Genomic DNA, 15,931 nt, shown 5'->3' with positions numbered 1-15,931 from the left:
CACCGTAGCCGTAAGGCTTGCCTGACTCCGTTTAGGAACTTCTACCTATACGCGCGGCCTAAAAGCACCGCTACAGCACTAGTAACGATACGTGTCAGGTTTGAACGGGCCTTCTACCGAAACCCCGATGTAGTCAGCCTGTTTCTGCGTGAGAGTCGTCAGCTTGACGCCAATCTTCTCCAAGTGTAGCCGCGCTACTTCCTCGTCCAGATGCTTCGGAAGCGTATACACATCCACGGCATACTTGTCGCGATTCTTCCAGAGGTCGATCTGGGCCAGTGTCTGGTTCGCAAAGCTGTTCGACATGACAAAGCTCGGGTGCCCAGTCGCGCAGCCAAGGTTCACCAATCGTCCCTCGGCCAGCAGGAAGATCGAGTGGCCATCCGGAAAGGTGTACATATCCACTTGCGGCTTGATATTCGTGCGCTTCACGCCCGGAGCATTGTTCAAGCGATCCACCTGGATTTCGTTATCGAAGTGGCCAATGTTGCAAACGATCGCCTGGTCCTTCATGCGCTCCATGTGCTCAAGGGTGATGATGTCCACATTGCCTGTGCAGGTGACGTAGATGTCGCCCGTTCCCAGCGTGTCTTCAATCGTAGTCACCTGGTATCCGGCCATTGCGGCCTGCAGAGCGTTGATCGGATCGACTTCCGTCACGATCACTCTCGCGCCCATTCCACGCAACGATTGCGAAGACCCCTTGCCCACGTCGCCATAACCACAAATAACGGCCACCTTGCCCGCAACCATCACGTCCGTTGCGCGCTTGATGCCATCAGCCAAAGATTCGCGGCAGCCATAGAGATTGTCGAACTTCGACTTCGTAACTGAATCGTTGACATTGATGGCCGGAACCAGCAGCGTTCCCTTTTCTTTCATCTGATACAGGCGATGCACACCGGTCGTCGTCTCTTCCGACACGCCGCGCCAGTCGGACACAACCTCGTGCCAGCGTTGCGGGTTCTCCGCGTGAATCTTCTTCAGCAGGTCCTTGATGACCTTCTCTTCGTGCGAGTCGGAGGGCGTATTAACCCAATCGGAGCCGTTCTCCAGCTCATATCCCTTGTGGATCAGCAAGGTAGCGTCGCCGCCATCATCCACGATCAACTGCGGGCCTTTTCCATCCACATGGCTCAGCGCTTTGTAGGTGCATTCCCAGTACTCCTCCAGAGACTCGCCTTTCCAGGCAAAAACTGGAGTTCCAGCGACGGCAATCGCGGCCGCAGCGTGATCCTGGGTTGAAAAGATGTTGCAGCTCGCCCAGCGAACATCAGCGCCAAGCTCCACCAAGGTCTCTATCAGCACCGCTGTCTGAATCGTCATGTGCAGCGATCCGCTGATGCGAACACCTTGCAAAGGCTTCTCTGCCGAGTACTTCCGGCGAATTGCCATCAGGCCCGGCATCTCGGACTCCGCAATGGAGATCTCCTTGCGGCCCCACTCGGCGAGCGAAAGGTCGGCGACCTTGAAGTCGGTAAGAACTGGCGTGAGCTGTGATCCCAAAGAAATATCCTCCAGCGGATTCTATGCGCTATTTAGTTACTTAGATTATAACGTCCGGGCGGGGTTGCAGGATAGGCACGACAACGTTGAACTTCCATGTAAACCGGGCCACCGTGAAGGTGGCCCGTCGCTATTCTCCCGCTGCTAGGTGCGTCACTACTGGCAGGGGTTTTCGCCCCTTGCCGAAAGCGATGTCATATCCGCCAGGCAAGCCGTGTCGAAGTAATTTTGCTGGCCATGCCTCTGCCACACCAGCACTGAAGCCTTCCCGTTGCTAGCAGGCGCTGAAAACGCCACATGGCTTTCAGCCGCAGGCTCGGCTTTGCCTTCGTTGGATGAAAGTGCCTCATTCACAACCCGACCCTGCAGAGTTCCGTTGTCACTGAAACTGAATCCAAGGATGTGTGCCAGTGTCCGGGAAATATCCGCGTTGCTCACGGGCCACTGATCTACATAACCGCGCTTGAAGTCCGGACCGATCGCGGCCATGTTGTTGAAAGTGTTGTCGCGGCTGAGAGTGCCGTGCATTCCCTGCCCTTCCTGCAGCGTGGAGTCTGCAATCTGAACGGCAGTCATCAGCGGGTTTTGTGGATCCAGCACAAATGTTTTGAAGTTCACCGCGATTGCTGGTGTCGGAAGCTTGGCCGAACCCACCAGCCCGATCGAGCTCAAGGGCAATGCTCCCGGTATATCTCCAAAACTATCGTCCACGAACAATCCACCGACATAGTCCTGGCCCGCAAGGAATCCCACAATCTTACGCACCGTTTCGTAGTCGTGGCTCGGAACATAGATCAGGTCTGAGCCGCCATTCGCTGCCACGACCACCTTCGCATCTGTCCGTTCCCGGATCGCTCCCGTTCCGCCTATCAGCCCATTACCGCTGCCTGGATGTTGCCTCGCCGTTGCGGTCTGTTGTCCGATGGTCGGGTCGACAGGCTCGTAAGCCTTGTGCCCACCCACCGTGATTTGGTTATCCGGGTCAAACAAAGGCAAACCCAAGAAATGAGCTAAATCGATCGCAAGGAATCCAACCGGAAGGAATCCTGTGTTCACTTCCTGCACGCCCGCTGGGTTCTTGTAAATCAACGAAGCCGCATAGCTCCTGGTGGCAGTTCCTTGCGCATCTACTTCATGCTTGCTGATGGTTGCAAAGCCGTGGTCCGCAGTCACGAACAGATCGGTATTCGCCGCAAGGGCAGGATTGCTGTTGATGTAATCCAAAATCTGTTTCAGGTTATTGTCTGCATTCTTGATCGCAGCCTTTGAGGTGGGACCATTGATGCCGGGCACCAGCTTGTTCAAACTATCGCCCTGGTTGTGCTGACTCCCATCAGGGTCACGTGACCAGTACACCAATGCGAAAGGCCTCCCGCTCTTCGCAAAGCTCGGCAACACGGCCTTGGTTGTGGCATCGGCAAACCACTGTTGCTGGCCAACGTTGGCGTTCAAAGTTCCGGGAGTCGTGTTGTTTCCCGAGGGCTGATTGCGTGGCGTTGGCACAGTTCCTAGCGCTGCGCTCGTCAACGCGGAGATAACTTCCGCACTCAAGGGCACGCCCGATGTAGATCCGGTCGCATCATCGATAATCACGGTCTGGGGAACGACAAACGTTTTCGAAACGGGATCTAGCTGCGATACATCTTGAATGGCAACGGGACCAAGCTTACCGATCGCAGCCGTGTTGTATCCAGCTTTTCGCGCCAGACTGAGCAGCGTCTCTTCGTTCAGGTAATTCCCGTTGTAGTGATCATCAAGATCGCTCAGAATCTGATCATTCTCCACAAACGGAGTCACCGTTCCCCCCGGTAATCCGAAATTTCCAGAGTTGAACACCGGATACCCCGAATACAGGGTGTTGCTGAAGTCTCCGGTATCACCGATGTAGTGCCCCGTCGCGATCGAGGCCGCATTCGCCGTCGTAAACGTCGGGAACATGGAGTGACTGTTCGCAAAATACACTCCTCGCTGTCGCACGCTGAGAAGCGTCGGCGCATCCGTTACATTCACCGATCCCGGCCGTAGGCCATCAACGACAAAAATAATGACATTGCGCAGAGCAGCTTTTTGACTGTTTGCGTTTTGGGCCAATAGATTCACGCTGGCCACCGCAAGCAGCAGAAACACCCAAGAGACCACAGCTGTGTTCTTCATTGCGGATACTCCTTCAAAGGCGAGACTCTTGTCTCGGCCTCACAGTTCGTGCGGCTGTTCTGAAGTGCACACGCCGGCACCATCAGCAGATTGGCGTGCAACGGAGATTTAGCTCTGACTATGTACAGCGAGGATTCGAAGCAGGAGGGTTATTGTTGATGAAAAGTGGAACGCAGGACGAACGAAGGATTCCATTTACGCCTCCAGCGTGGGGGCTCCTGCCAAGATCTAGAGCCTCGGAGCACCACAACCGTGCTGCAGATATAACCTCCCAAAGTTAACGGCGAGTGACGAGAAGATTGAAATTGCGTAAAACAGAGACGCCAAGCTCGCTGCAATTCTTTGCAGACATCACGAATCAATGAGGTACTCCCCTGCCACATCCATCGCACGCTCGGGCGTCATCGCCAGACTCGCATCTCAACAGCAGAATCGTTTGTGCATGCGTCACGATCTAAAGCTCCAGGAGATGGAAACTGTATGGCAAAGATAGTTCGCTTCGAGAAGCTCGGCGGCCCCGAGGTGTTGACGATCACAGACGAGAGTCCACGACAGCCTGGCAAAGGCGAAGTTCGCTTGCGCGTAAAGGCGGTTGGACTCAATCGCGCTGAAGCTCTGTTCTACCGCGGTCAATACCTCGACAAACCGATCCTCCCCACCGGAATCGGCTACGAAGCCGCAGGGGTGGTCGAAGCCGTCGGGCCAGATGTAGACAAGTCGTGGATCGGGAAGTCTGTCGCGACAATTCCCTCGTTCTCCATGAATCAGTACGGTATGCTTGGGGAGGAAGTTCTAGCCCCAGCCCACGCGCTCGGCGAATACCCTCCCAAGTTGTCTCCCGAAGAAGCTGCTGCGATATGGATGCAATACATGACAGCGTATGGAGCGCTCATTCCAACCGCACATCTGACGAAGGGTGATTACGTTGTAATCCCCGCAGCATCGAGCAGTGTCGGCATCGCAGCCATCGAGATTGCCAAGGCCGAGGGAGCTATCTCAATCGCCACCACTCGAACAAGCGCGAAGAAGGACGAGCTACTCTCGCTTGGAGCCGATCACGTGATTGCCACTGAAGAAGAAGACTACGTAGCGCGCGTGAAGCAAATTACCAGCGGAAAAGGCGCACGTGTCACGTTCGATCCAGTCGCGGGCCCGTTCATCCAAAAGCTTGCCGAAGCAGCGGCGCCCGGTGGAATCATTTTTGAATACGGCTCTCTTTCCATGCAGCCCACGCCATTTCCTCTGACAGTCGCGCTGACAAAAGGACTCGCTATTCGCGGATATACCCTAATGGAGATCACGCAAAATTCCGAGAGACTTGCAGCCGCCAAGCGTTACATCTACAAACGCCTCGCCGATGGACGTTTCCGGCCCAAGGTCGCCAAGGTGTTCCCATTTGCACAAACAGTCGATGCATTCAGATATCTTGAATCAAATGCGCAGATAGGCAAGATTGTGGTCAAAGTCGCGGCGTGATGAACTCGTCCCGCACGAAATGCGTGACTTTGGATGGCTATCACGAAGCGGGTTTCAGGATGACGCCCACTCCCCGCACTCCGCTGATGAGCACAGTCACTGGCTTTTCTAGCCGAATATGCCGCACGGCGCCAAACTGCTCCAATGCAGGTTGCTGCGCGAGCCATGACCAATCCACCACGCCTTCACCAAGATCAGGGTTGATGGTGAAATAGGCGACTCGAAATGCGGTAAGGTTTTGGAAGAAGTGGCTGCCCTGCGATGGAGTGACACGCAAGTCACGGAATCCTGCTTCCACGATCACCCTGGCTGCGGATACTTGGTCCCAAGTAACAGGAATTCCGAGCCAGGGATCTTTTGACCCCCAGCGCCCCACTCCGATCAGGACATAGCTGGTGTTTGCAGCCGCAAGCTGCGCATTCAACCGCGAGACAATCTCCGCAACCTTGATGCTTTCGCCACGGTGGAAGCTCTCGTAATCCACCGCTACGATGTCCCGAATGTCTTCAATCCGTCCATTCCCGAGAACATTCGAGCTGCGACAAAGAATGCTCGCTGGATCCGCAGCTTCGATCGCAAAATCCTCGGTTTCACGCGAACAAATCAGCGGCCGCATTTGCAGGAACCCAAATTCCGAGGGCTCTGTCGAATTTCCCATCCTTACGGCAAACTCAATCTCCACGGGACGGCCAAGCGCGTCTGCACCCATCTTTTGCAAATAGTCGAGCAGCGCAGGCAGGGGAAAGATCTCATGCTTCAGAATCGGAGCAAAGGTGATGACTCGCGCTCCGGGACGGCTCAAGCCATCGTAGATTGCATCGTTATCACGCGAGTAGGTGGAAGCGACATACTGTAGCGTCCCATCCTTCTCCGCCGCACGAACCGAATACGCCCGCTCCCGTAGTCGCTCGGGACCATGCTCTGCTTTTCTGGCTTTCATAACCCCATTTTGCGCACCCGCGCCGTCCGATCCATTTCCAGAAACGCCTTCTACGGGATCGATGTGCCCATCGAGATCGAGCGCCATGAATTCCGTCTGCGAGTTGCGGAGAATGTCTTCCACGCTTGAGAACTGGATCATGTGACGTGGATAAATCGGACAGAATGAAAGTGACTTGCCGCCATCCACAACCGTGCGCCCTAGCCCCAACGCCACAGTAGCAATGCCATCATTCGACTGCATCGGCTCGGAAGGATAAAAGTTCCGTGACCGCACAACACCCGAGAAATCGGGATAATACCGCGCCCCATGCTCGGCCCCAACTACCTCCTGGATGATGACGGCCATCTTCTCCTCTTCCAACCGGAAGGGAGTTGCGTGAATGTATCCCTTTGCATGCTGTGTGTAGGTGGAGGCATACACACGCTTGATCGCTTCGATCAACTCTTCGAGTCTGGTGTTCAGCTCAGTGTCGCTATTTGCGAGCATGAACGTGTCATATACGCCCGTGAATGGCTGATATTGCGAGTCCTCCAACAGACTTGACGAGCGTACTGCCAGCGGCACCTTTGTCTCGCGAAGAAAGGACGCCAGCGCAGCCCGAAGAGAGCGTGGAAGCGCCGCCGCCAGGAATCGATTCAATAGCTCCTCATCATCCGCGCAGCGGATGGCGAATGCTTCCAGGTTATTTTCCGAGAGAAACTGCTCAAAGAGATCGCTGGCAATCACCAGTGTATTGGGTACTGAGACGCGCACGTCGCGGAATCGCTGAGTCACGTTGTACTTGTGCAGCAGGTGTCGAACAAACGTTAGACCGCGAGCCTTTCCTCCGAGCGAACCAGCGCCAAAGCGCAGAAAGTATCCCGGAGAAGGCTTGAAGTTTGAGGGATCGAAGTCGCCTACCAACACTTGTTTCTGCTCGCGCCGATAATCTCGAATTGTCTGAACGCACAGCGCTCTGAGCGCCTCCGCATCTTTGAAATCCACTACCCGCCGAGGACGAAGTTTTTCGGCCAGTGCCAACTCCGTACGTGCAATCAACCAGTGCGATATGTCATTGCGCTCGCCGTGAAAGATCAGCGATTCGACGGGGATATGGCGAAGTTGCGACTCCATCTGATCAAGATCGCTGGCCCGTCCTACTTCCCTTCCGTCCGCAAGCCTGAAAACGAAATCGCCGAATGCGAACTCGTGCGTCAGCAGCTTTCGCATATCGGCCAGCAGCGTGTCAGACCCTTTACGCAAGAATGCGAATCCCTCTGCATTCGCCCGCGTCTGGAACTGAGAATCACTTGACTGCAGAACTACAGGGATATCCGGAATCGTCCTTCGCACAAGTCGAGCGAGTTCAAAACCAGCTTCAGGGTCGAGATGTCGCTCGCGAGGAAACTCCACGTCCGACACAACGCCAAACAGATAATCGCGATAGCGTTCCACAATCCCGCTTGCGCTTTCGTAATCCTGTGCAAGCAGGATCTTCGGACGCGCGCGCATGCGTACAAGTTTGTGAGCCAGGTTATAACCTTCGCTCAGCACCCGACGCGACTGTGTAATGAGTGCCGTGTAAATTTCTGGCAGCAGCGCTGAGTAGTAGCGCACATCGTCTTCCACCACCAATACGACAGGAACGCCCATCTTCTGACTGTCGTGCGCAACATTGCGGCGATCCTCGATTGACTTCACAATCGCCAGCAGCAATCGCGGATTTCCTTGCCACAGGAAGACTTGCTCTATTCCTCTCAGACTCTGTCCATCCTGCGCACTGCGGGCCATGAGCGCCTGCACTTCCTGATGATCGAATGCCAGCACTGCAATCGGAATGTCCATGCCCGCTCGCCGCACCGCGGCTGCCAGATCGAGGCAGTCCATGTCACCAAGGTGCACGTTGGCGATAATCAGGTTGTAACGCGGCTGCGTGCGAGCAAGTTCCAGCGCCTCGGATGCGGTGGTTACGTGGGTGATTTCAGGCGTGTGCTGCAGATGCAGCTCAATCGACTCGCCGATCAGCAACTCATTCAGGCGGCCATCTTCGCGCAACATGAACGAGTCATACAGGCTCGAGACGAGCAGGATGTCCTGCACGCGAAACGGCATAAGATTCTCGAAGCCTTCAAACAAGCGCTCCGGATCGGCAAACAGCTTCGCATTCGCGGCTTCGACTGGCGACATGGCGTCCAATTCAAACGGTTCGCGGAACATAGTACATGGCGAAGGCTCGTCGCGCTATCACAAGGATTGTGCGCTAATCATCTCGCTGACCGCAAAAAAGATTCCCGGCAAGGAAGGCGCTTGCAGCGAGCTTGTTTTCTCTAGCTGCGTAACGTGTCCCTGCCGGGAGATCATGCTGCCGCGGCTTTGTTTTGCTACACGGCAGCCCAAGTGCAGGTCCCTACACGAGTCCCTGATCCATCATTGAGTAAGCCACCTTTAGGAAGCCGGCGATATTTGCGCCAGAAACCAGATTGCCAGGCTGGCCATACTTTTCGGCTGTCTCGAAGCAGTTCCGGTGAACCTCGACCATGATGCTGTGCAGCTTCTGATCGACCTCCTCGCGGCTCCAGGCCATGCGCTGGCTGTTCTGAGCCATCTCCAGACCGGAGGTAGCAACGCCGCCGCAGTTCGCAGCCTTCGCCGGACCGTAGAGAATCTTGTGTTCCAGGAATAGCCTCGTTGCCGGAAGCGTGCTCGGCATGTTGGCGCCTTCGGAAACCACCTTGCATCCGTTGGCGATCAGGTTTTCCGCATCCTTAAGGTTGATTTCGTTCTGAGTGGCGCTCGGGAAGGCACAATCGCCCTTCATCGCCCACAGCGGATTGTGATCTTTCTGCACGTCCGTCGGAACGAAGATCGCCTTCTTGAACTCCTTCGCGTACTCGCTGATGCGGCCGCGCTGTACGTTCTTCAGTTCCATCACCCACGCCAGCTTTTCGCGGTCGATGCCATCCGGATCGTAGATCACGCCATTCGAATCCGACATCGTGACCGGCTTTGCGCCGAGGTCGAGCAGTTTCTCTACTGTGTACTGGGCCACGTTGCCCGAACCGGATACCAGGCAGACCTTGCCTTCGAGCGAGTCCTTCCGAGTCTTCAACATTTCCTGCGCATAGTACACGCAGCCGTAGCCAGTTGCTTCCGGACGAATCAACGAACCGCCCCAGTTCAGCCCCTTACCAGTCAGTACGCCCGTGAATTCATTGCGAATACGCTTGTACTGGCCGAAGAGGAATCCGATCTCGCGACCGCCCACGCCTATGTCACCGGCAGGCACGTCCGTGTCGGCGCCAATATGACGGCAGAGTTCGGTCATGAAGCTCTGGCAGAAACGCATGACTTCGCCGTCGCTCTTTCCCTTGGGGTCGAAATCCGAACCGCCCTTTCCTCCGCCCATTGGCAGCGTAGTAAGCGAGTTCTTGAACACCTGTTCGAATGCGAGGAACTTCAAAATTCCAAGATTCACCGACGGATGGAAGCGCAAACCACCCTTATACGGACCAATCGCGCTGTTCATCTGAATGCGGAACCCGCGATTGATCTGCATATTGCCATGGTCATCAAACCACGGCACGCGGAACATGATGACGCGCTCAGGCTCCACCATGCGCTCCAGGATGCGGGCCGAGCGGAATTCCGGATGTTTATCAAGCACGGGGCGCAGAGATTCGAGAACTTCCTGCACCGCCTGGTGGAATTCCGGTTCGGCGGGATTCTTCGCCTTTACCTGGGCTAGGACTTCTTCGATGTAGCCTGCCGGAGTCTTGTATCCGGGGGTTGCGATATTTAGTTCGGTTGGCATGTGTAACGCCTCCAGGATGTTTGAACCAGTTGCAAATAGAAGGCTCCCGGCGGGCCGTTATCACGAAGGAGAGGGGGTGGAGGCAATGGCTAAACCTTTGAGTGCTCAAGCCTGAAGCACTACGCCACTACCATCCAGTGCCTTCCTTTCCACGAGGGTAAAGGTTGGCCCGGAGGCCTTGTTTCGAGGGCAGAACCCTCGATCCGGAACAGCATTAAAGCCTGAGTCGAACATGCGCGCCATGACGCAAATCACGTTCTCGCGTGATTAGCATCCGGAATAACACTATTAGGTTTTCTGGTGCGATTCCGTCGGAGGTACCCATCGCCTGATGCGATGCAACGCAGCCGTGTTTGGGCTGCGTTGCGACATGAATACTTCGAGCACGGGATTGTGCTCACGCCATCCTAGCGAGTGGATTCTAAATCGGCTGAGGCGACGCTTTCCCGGAAGTATGGAAGGCTCAATTCCAGGCCAGTACGGAGGTCGATCTTCGGCTCCCACCCAAGCAGAGCCTTTGCCTTCGTAATATCGGGTCGGCGCTGCTTTGGATCATCCTCCGGAAGAGGTGCAAACACCAGTTTGCTCGAAGAACCGGTCACCTCCAGGACAATCTTGGCGCAGTCAATCATCGTGAACTCGCCAGGGTTTCCGACATTCGTTGGAAGATGCTCGCTCGAAGCTGCTAGCCGCACGATCCCGTCGACCTCATCGCTTACATAGCAGAAACTTCGAGTCTGGCTACCATCGCCAAAGATGGTGATGTCCTCGCCGCGCAGGGCCTGCCGCATGAACGTCGAGATCACCCTGCCATCCATTATCTGCAACCGCGGACCATAGGTGTTGAAGATACGAACGATGTGCGTATCCACCTTGCGATAACGGTGATACGCCATGGTCAAGGCTTCCGAGAAACGTTTCGCCTCGTCATACACCGAGCGCGGCCCGATGGGGTTCACTCTTCCCCAGTAGCTCTCGTTTTGGGGATGCACTTCTGGGTCGCCATAGCATTCCGACGTCGAGGCCAGCAGAAAACCGGCATTGTACTTCTGTGCCAATTCCAGGCAGTTGCGAGTTCCAGAAGAGCCGACGTCAAGTGTTTCTAGTCCGTACTTCAGGTAATCGAAGGGGCTCGCAGGCGAGGCAAACTCGTAAATGAAATCAACTGGGCCAAAGTCAAAAGGAACGCAGATATCCTGCTGCTCGAAGCTGAATCGCGCATTCTGGAAGCAGCCTTTAAGATTTTCAAGTCGCCCAGTCAGCAGATTGTCAACGCAAACGACTGTGTAACCATCCGACAGCAACCGCTCGCAGAGATGAGATCCCAGAAACCCAGCTCCGCCCGTAACAATAATCCGCATTTTGACCTCGGTCTTAATTGACAGAATCAGTTTGCTGCACCATCGCCTTTTTCGGGCGACTTTGGCTGCGACAGTGGCCGTCCCATGCTGTAGTAGTGGAATCCGGCTTCGGACATCTCTTTCAGATCGAACAGATTGCGTCCGTCGACGATAACCGGGTATCGCATCACTTGCCGTAGTTTCGCGAGATCAAGCTTCGCGAATTGCGGCCACTCGGTTACAACCAACACGGCGTGAGCATCCCGAGCAGCTTCGAATTCGTCGTCCACATACTGCAGCGATTTGCTCTCGGGCAGCACGCATTGCGCCTTCCCCATGGCGGCAGGATCGTACGCAGAAACGACGCACCCCTCGGCCAGCAGCAAGCGGATAATCTTGAGCGCCGGAGATTCGCGAATATCGTCAGTGCCCCCCTTAAAGGCCAACCCGAGCACACCTATATGTTTGCCCTTTAGCGTCCAGAGCGCCGAGCGAAGCTTCTTGACGAAGCACTCTTGCTGCTTCTCATTGATCTGTTCTACCGACCGCAGAAGATCAAAGTCATACCCGATCGATTCAGCGATCTTGTAGAACGCACGCACGTCCTTCGGGAAGCACGACCCGCCATACCCGATTCCCGCATTCAGAAACTTGGAGCCGATACGCGAGTCCGTACCGATTCCCAGTGCTACTTCCTGCACATCCGTACCAACCAACTCGCAGATGTTTGATACCGCGTTGATGAAGGAAATTTTCAGTGCCAGAAATGCATTCGAGGCATGCTTGATCAGTTCAGCGCTCTTTGCGCTCGTCTCCAGATAGCAAACTCCGGCGGTCAGATCGCGCGGTCCCGGAACATGGTCTTCTCGCTTGTAATATGTTCCATCGATCAGTGGCTGATACACCCTCCGGAGCACCTCACGCGAGCGCTCGGTGTCGGCGCCAACCACTATACGGTCCGGATACAGAAAGTCTTGAATGGCCGTTCCTTCCCGGAGAAATTCGGGGTTCGAGATGACGTCGAAGTTCTTCTCTTTGGCGCCATTGAAGCGAAGTGTGCGACTGATCCATTGATTCGTGAGAACCGGAACCGTGCTCTTCTCCACAACGACCTTGTAGTCCTTGAGTTCGGCGGCGATCTCACGCACAGACGCCTCTACATACGACAGATCGGCTTCCCCAGTCGGGGATTGTGGCGTGCCCACAGCGATAAAGATCACTTCTGCATCACGCGCGGCAGCAACCAGATCCGATGAGAACACCAGGCGTTCGCCGCGATGCTTATGCAACAACTCCGGCAACTGCTCCTCGTAAATGGGACTTTCTCCAGTCTGTAATGCCGCGACCTTGGCCACGTCGATATCGACGCAGACCACCTCATGCCCAATCTCTGTAAAGCAGACTGCGGCAACCAGTCCCACGTAACCAGAACCCACTACTGCGATCTTGACGGGGGCGTTTAAGTTCGATTGAGGATCCACCATTTACCTCTTCTGGAGCTTTCTCGATATTGGACGGTATATGTCAGAATATCAGCCACTCACGTCTTAGTGGAATGCATGTACGTAGAGAATAGTTGCTTCGTATCGATAAACCTCCATTCTCGCACCAGCACAGAAACTGATATCCTCTAGACACTTGCCAAACTACTCGGAACACGCTTGAACACCACTACTAACTGTAGTGCTCGTTCAAGAGAGCTGAGCCGGTGGACACGCCCGGCGATTGCGTATGACTCGCTCCGAAAGGTAATTTGAGGCAGGAGTTGGGATCCGAATGAAAACAGCCTTAATCACCGGCATCACTGGACAGGATGGCTCCTATCTGGCTGAATTGCTGCTCTCTAAGGGGTACGAAGTCCACGGCATCAAGCGTCGCACTTCGTTGTTCAACACAGATCGTATCGACCATCTTTATCAGGATCCGCACGACAAAGATCGTCGCTTCATGTTGCATTACGGCGATATGACGGATACTAGCAGTCTCGTGCGCGTGGTCCAAACGGTCCAACCGGATGAGATCTACAATTTAGCGGCACAGAGCCACGTAGGAGTTTCATTCGAAGAACCGGAATTCACCGCCGAATCGGATGGTGTTGGTACTCTTCGACTCCTCGAGGCGATTCGCATCCTCGGCTTGGAGAAGAAGACGCGGTTTTACCAGGCATCCACCTCTGAGTTGTATGGGCTCGTGCAGGAAACACCGCAGACCGAGAAGACGCCTTTCTACCCGCGCTCTCCCTATGCCGCTGCCAAGCTGTATGCCTTCTGGATCACGGTAAATTACCGCGAAGCTTACGGGATCTACGCCTGCAACGGAATTCTGTTCAATCATGAATCCCCCCGCCGTGGCGAAACCTTTGTCACCCGCAAGATCACCCGTGGACTCGCCCGCATCAAGGCCGGTCTTCAGGATGCACTTTTCATGGGCAATCTCGATTCCCTGCGCGATTGGGGACATGCCCGCGACTATGCCGAGATGCAGTGGCTCATGTTACAGCAGGAAAAACCAGAAGACTTCGTCATTGCCACGGGAGAGCAGCGCAGCGTCCGAGAGTTCATCAATATTGCCGCCTCGAAACTCGACATGCAGATTACGTGGAAAGGCAACGGCATTGATGAAAAAGGTTATGACCAGAATGGGCGTTGTATCGTCGCCGTGGATCCACACTATTTCCGCCCAACTGAAGTCGAAACGCTTCTTGGCAACCCAGCAAAAGCGAAAGCCAAGCTCGGCTGGGTGCCGAAGACCACCTTCGATCAGCTAGTCACTGAAATGGTTGAATCCGACTACGAACTCGCAAAGCGCGACGCCATGGTTTCTTCGAACGGCTACAAGGTGTTCCATCATCACAATGAATAGCTATATTCCTCAGGACGCGAAAATCTTCGTAGCAGGTCATCGCGGGCTCGCTGGGTCGGCGATTGTCCGCAATCTACGCGCTCGGGGATACAACAACCTCATCGCCCGCACGCACCAGGAACTCGATCTACAGGACTCCAGTGCTGTTGCCCGGTTCTTCGACGAGCAGCGCCCCGACTTTGTTTTCCTTGCCGCTGCCAAGGTTGGAGGCATCCTCGCCAACCGCGACTTCCCTGCCGACTTCATATCTCAGAACCTGCGTATCCAGAGCAATGTCATCGAGAATGCGTATCGATGCAACGTAAAGCGGTTGCTCTTTCTGGGCTCAAGCTGCATCTACCCGAAACTGGCCCCGCAGCCCATCAGCGAAGATCAACTGCTTGCTGGCGCGCTCGAATTCACCAATCGTTCGTACGCTGTCGCCAAAATCGCTGGCATAGAGATGTGCTGGGCCTTCAACCGCCAATATGGGACTGAGTATCTGGCCGCCATGCCAACAAATCTCTACGGCCCCGGCGACAACTACGACCTCAACTCGTCGCACGTGCTGCCCGCGCTCATTCGCAAAGTGCACGAAGCCAAGCAGCGAGATGACTCCAACATCACTGTCTGGGGAACCGGTAAACCGCTCCGCGAGTTTCTCTTCAGCGATGACATGGCAGACGCTTGTGTTTTTCTGCTTAACCTTCCGCAGGAACAGTTCCGCAAGTTGATCAGCAATCCTGAAGTTGCCCCGCTCGTGAATGTCGGGAGTGGCAGCGATTTAAGCATCGGCGAACTCGCGCAAAAGGTCTGTGAGCAGCTTGGCTTTAAAGGCAAGATTGTCTTCGATACAACGAAACCCGACGGCACCCCTCGCAAGCTGATGGACAGCAGCAAACTGTTCAGCTTCGGATGGAGACCGAAGGTATCGCTTGAAGACGGCATTCGTGTGGCTTATTCGGACTTTTGCGAAAAGGCAGCGGTAGCCAAAGCACAACGAAGCTGACAAGCATGATCGACATCCACTGTCACCTGCTGCCTTGCGTAGACGACGGCTCAAAATCGTGGGAAACCACGGTTGAGATGTGTCGTCTCGCACAGCAGGATGGTGTCACTCACATCGTCGCTACCCCGCACGCTAACTACGAGTTCCGCTATGACCGCGCAAGCCACTTGGCTTTGCTCGATGAAGTTCGTGCACGCGTACCAGAACTGAGCTTCTCGCTTGGCTGCGATTTCCATCTGTGCTACGACAACGTGGAAGACGCGCTTACCAATCCGGAGCGCTACACCATTGGAAACAGTCGCTACCTGCTCGTTGAGCTATCCGACCACAGCACGTTCAACATCTCGCAGACAATATTTCGTCTTCAAAGCGTCGCACTCGTGCCCATAATCACGCACCCAGAGCGCAATCCCAGCATTCTGCGCAATCTGACCATGGTCGATTCTCTCGTAGATTCGGGATGCCTTGTCCAGATCACCGCGAACTCCCTTACTGGAGCCTGGGGCAAGCCGAGCCAGCAAGCATGCGAGTCCATGCTTCGAAGGAATCTGATTCACTTCATCGCAAGTGATGCACATGGCGTCCGGAGGCGTCCTCCGATTCTCTCTAGCGCGCGCGACCTTGCAGCAGACCTCATCGGCGCCGATGCCGCAAAACGTCTCGTCGAGGACAATCCCGCCGCACTCCTGCGGAACGTCGAACAGATCTAGCACTATCCGTTGGCCAAACAAGTACCCGCTGGCTTACAATGTCACAGGCACGCGCCTGTAGCTTAACTGGATAGAGCACGAGTCTTCGGAACTCGGGGTTGCAGGTTCAAGTCCTGCCAGGCGCACCAGATTCTTCTCCCATCCTCGCCTCCTTCATCTCGA

The 15,931-nt window shown here is 55.2% G+C and carries 10 protein-coding genes and 1 tRNA gene; 5 read left to right on the top strand and 6 right to left on the bottom strand.

The annotated features are described in order from the left end of the window. Positions 1–78: 78 nt before the first annotated feature. Positions 79–1,506, bottom strand: a complete 1,428-nt coding sequence (ahcY, locus tag AC6IZD_RS06620) for an adenosylhomocysteinase (RefSeq protein WP_497786898.1) — start codon at positions 1,504–1,506, stop codon at positions 79–81. A 156-nt stretch (positions 1,507–1,662) separates the two neighbouring features. Next, entirely contained in the window at positions 1,663–3,660 is a 1,998-nt protein-coding gene (locus AC6IZD_RS06615; protein WP_497786897.1) for an alkaline phosphatase family protein, read from the bottom strand. Positions 3,661–4,140: 480 nt separating this feature from the next. On the opposite strand from AC6IZD_RS06615, the gene AC6IZD_RS06610 reads away from it, so the two are divergent. Continuing rightward, the gene (locus AC6IZD_RS06610) at positions 4,141–5,136 is read left to right on the top strand and encodes a zinc-dependent alcohol dehydrogenase family protein (RefSeq protein WP_497786896.1); all 996 of its coding nucleotides are present in this window, start codon (positions 4,141–4,143) and stop codon (positions 5,134–5,136) included. Between the two features lie 40 nt (positions 5,137–5,176). Here the strand turns inward: AC6IZD_RS06610 and AC6IZD_RS06605 are convergent, their stop codons facing one another. The 4 genes from AC6IZD_RS06605 to AC6IZD_RS06590 all read right to left on the bottom strand — a co-directional run bounded on the left by AC6IZD_RS06605 (position 5,177) and on the right by AC6IZD_RS06590 (position 12,693). Beyond that, entirely contained in the window at positions 5,177–8,275 is a 3,099-nt protein-coding gene (locus AC6IZD_RS06605) for a PEP/pyruvate-binding domain-containing protein (RefSeq protein WP_497786895.1), read from the bottom strand. Positions 8,276–8,465: 190 nt separating this feature from the next. Then, a complete protein-coding gene (gdhA, locus tag AC6IZD_RS06600) occupies positions 8,466–9,869 on the bottom strand; it encodes an NADP-specific glutamate dehydrogenase (protein WP_497786894.1) in 1,404 nt (467 codons plus the stop codon). A gap of 407 nt (positions 9,870–10,276) precedes the next feature. Continuing rightward, positions 10,277–11,230 carry a UDP-glucuronic acid decarboxylase family protein gene (locus AC6IZD_RS06595; protein ID WP_497786893.1) on the bottom strand — a complete coding sequence of 318 codons (954 nt, stop codon included), beginning with the start codon at positions 11,228–11,230 and terminating at the stop codon, positions 10,277–10,279. A 26-nt stretch (positions 11,231–11,256) separates the two neighbouring features. Further along, positions 11,257–12,693 carry a UDP-glucose dehydrogenase family protein gene (locus AC6IZD_RS06590; protein ID WP_497786892.1) on the bottom strand — a complete coding sequence of 479 codons (1,437 nt, stop codon included), beginning with the start codon at positions 12,691–12,693 and terminating at the stop codon, positions 11,257–11,259. A 292-nt stretch (positions 12,694–12,985) separates the two neighbouring features. Here AC6IZD_RS06590 and gmd point away from each other — a divergent pair, with 292 nt between their 5' ends. From gmd to AC6IZD_RS06570, 4 genes are all read left to right on the top strand, one after another. After that, positions 12,986–14,071 carry a GDP-mannose 4,6-dehydratase gene (gmd, locus tag AC6IZD_RS06585; RefSeq protein ID WP_497786891.1) on the top strand — a complete coding sequence of 362 codons (1,086 nt, stop codon included), beginning with the start codon at positions 12,986–12,988 and terminating at the stop codon, positions 14,069–14,071. Further along, on the top strand, positions 14,064–15,059 hold the full coding sequence (locus AC6IZD_RS06580) for a GDP-L-fucose synthase family protein (protein ID WP_497786890.1): 996 nt from the start codon (positions 14,064–14,066) through the stop codon (positions 15,057–15,059). The genes gmd and AC6IZD_RS06580 overlap by 8 nt, the downstream gene beginning before the upstream one ends. A 5-nt stretch (positions 15,060–15,064) precedes the next feature. Beyond that, positions 15,065–15,769, top strand: a complete 705-nt coding sequence (locus tag AC6IZD_RS06575) for a tyrosine-protein phosphatase (RefSeq protein ID WP_497786889.1) — start codon at positions 15,065–15,067, stop codon at positions 15,767–15,769. 51 nt (positions 15,770–15,820) lie between these two features. Then, positions 15,821–15,897 (top strand) — tRNA-Arg (locus tag AC6IZD_RS06570). Positions 15,898–15,931: the final 34 nt, after the last annotated feature.

It is taken from the genome of Koromonas humicola (assembly GCF_059726255.1).
The sequence above is the reverse complement of the archived record's forward strand: the minus strand, read 5'-3'. Positions and strand labels throughout refer to the sequence as shown.

Bases quoted from the DNA above. Each gene is read 5' to 3' on its own strand.
- AC6IZD_RS06615 (WP_497786897.1), bottom strand. From the start codon at position 3,660: ATGAAGAACACAGCTGTGGTCTCTTGGGTGTTTCTGCTGCTTGCGGTG.
- AC6IZD_RS06610 (WP_497786896.1), top strand. From the start codon at position 4,141: ATGGCAAAGATAGTTCGCTTCGAGAAGCTCGGCGGCCCCGAGGTGTTG.
- AC6IZD_RS06605 (WP_497786895.1), bottom strand. From the start codon at position 8,275: ATGTTCCGCGAACCGTTTGAATTGGACGCCATGTCGCCAGTCGAAGCC.
- gdhA (WP_497786894.1), bottom strand. From the start codon at position 9,869: ATGCCAACCGAACTAAATATCGCAACCCCCGGATACAAGACTCCGGCA.
- AC6IZD_RS06595 (WP_497786893.1), bottom strand. From the start codon at position 11,230: ATGCGGATTATTGTTACGGGCGGAGCTGGGTTTCTGGGATCTCATCTC.
- AC6IZD_RS06590 (WP_497786892.1), bottom strand. From the start codon at position 12,693: ATGGTGGATCCTCAATCGAACTTAAACGCCCCCGTCAAGATCGCAGTA.
- gmd (WP_497786891.1), top strand. From the start codon at position 12,986: ATGAAAACAGCCTTAATCACCGGCATCACTGGACAGGATGGCTCCTAT.
- AC6IZD_RS06580 (WP_497786890.1), top strand. From the start codon at position 14,064: ATGAATAGCTATATTCCTCAGGACGCGAAAATCTTCGTAGCAGGTCAT.
- AC6IZD_RS06575 (WP_497786889.1), top strand. From the start codon at position 15,065: ATGATCGACATCCACTGTCACCTGCTGCCTTGCGTAGACGACGGCTCA.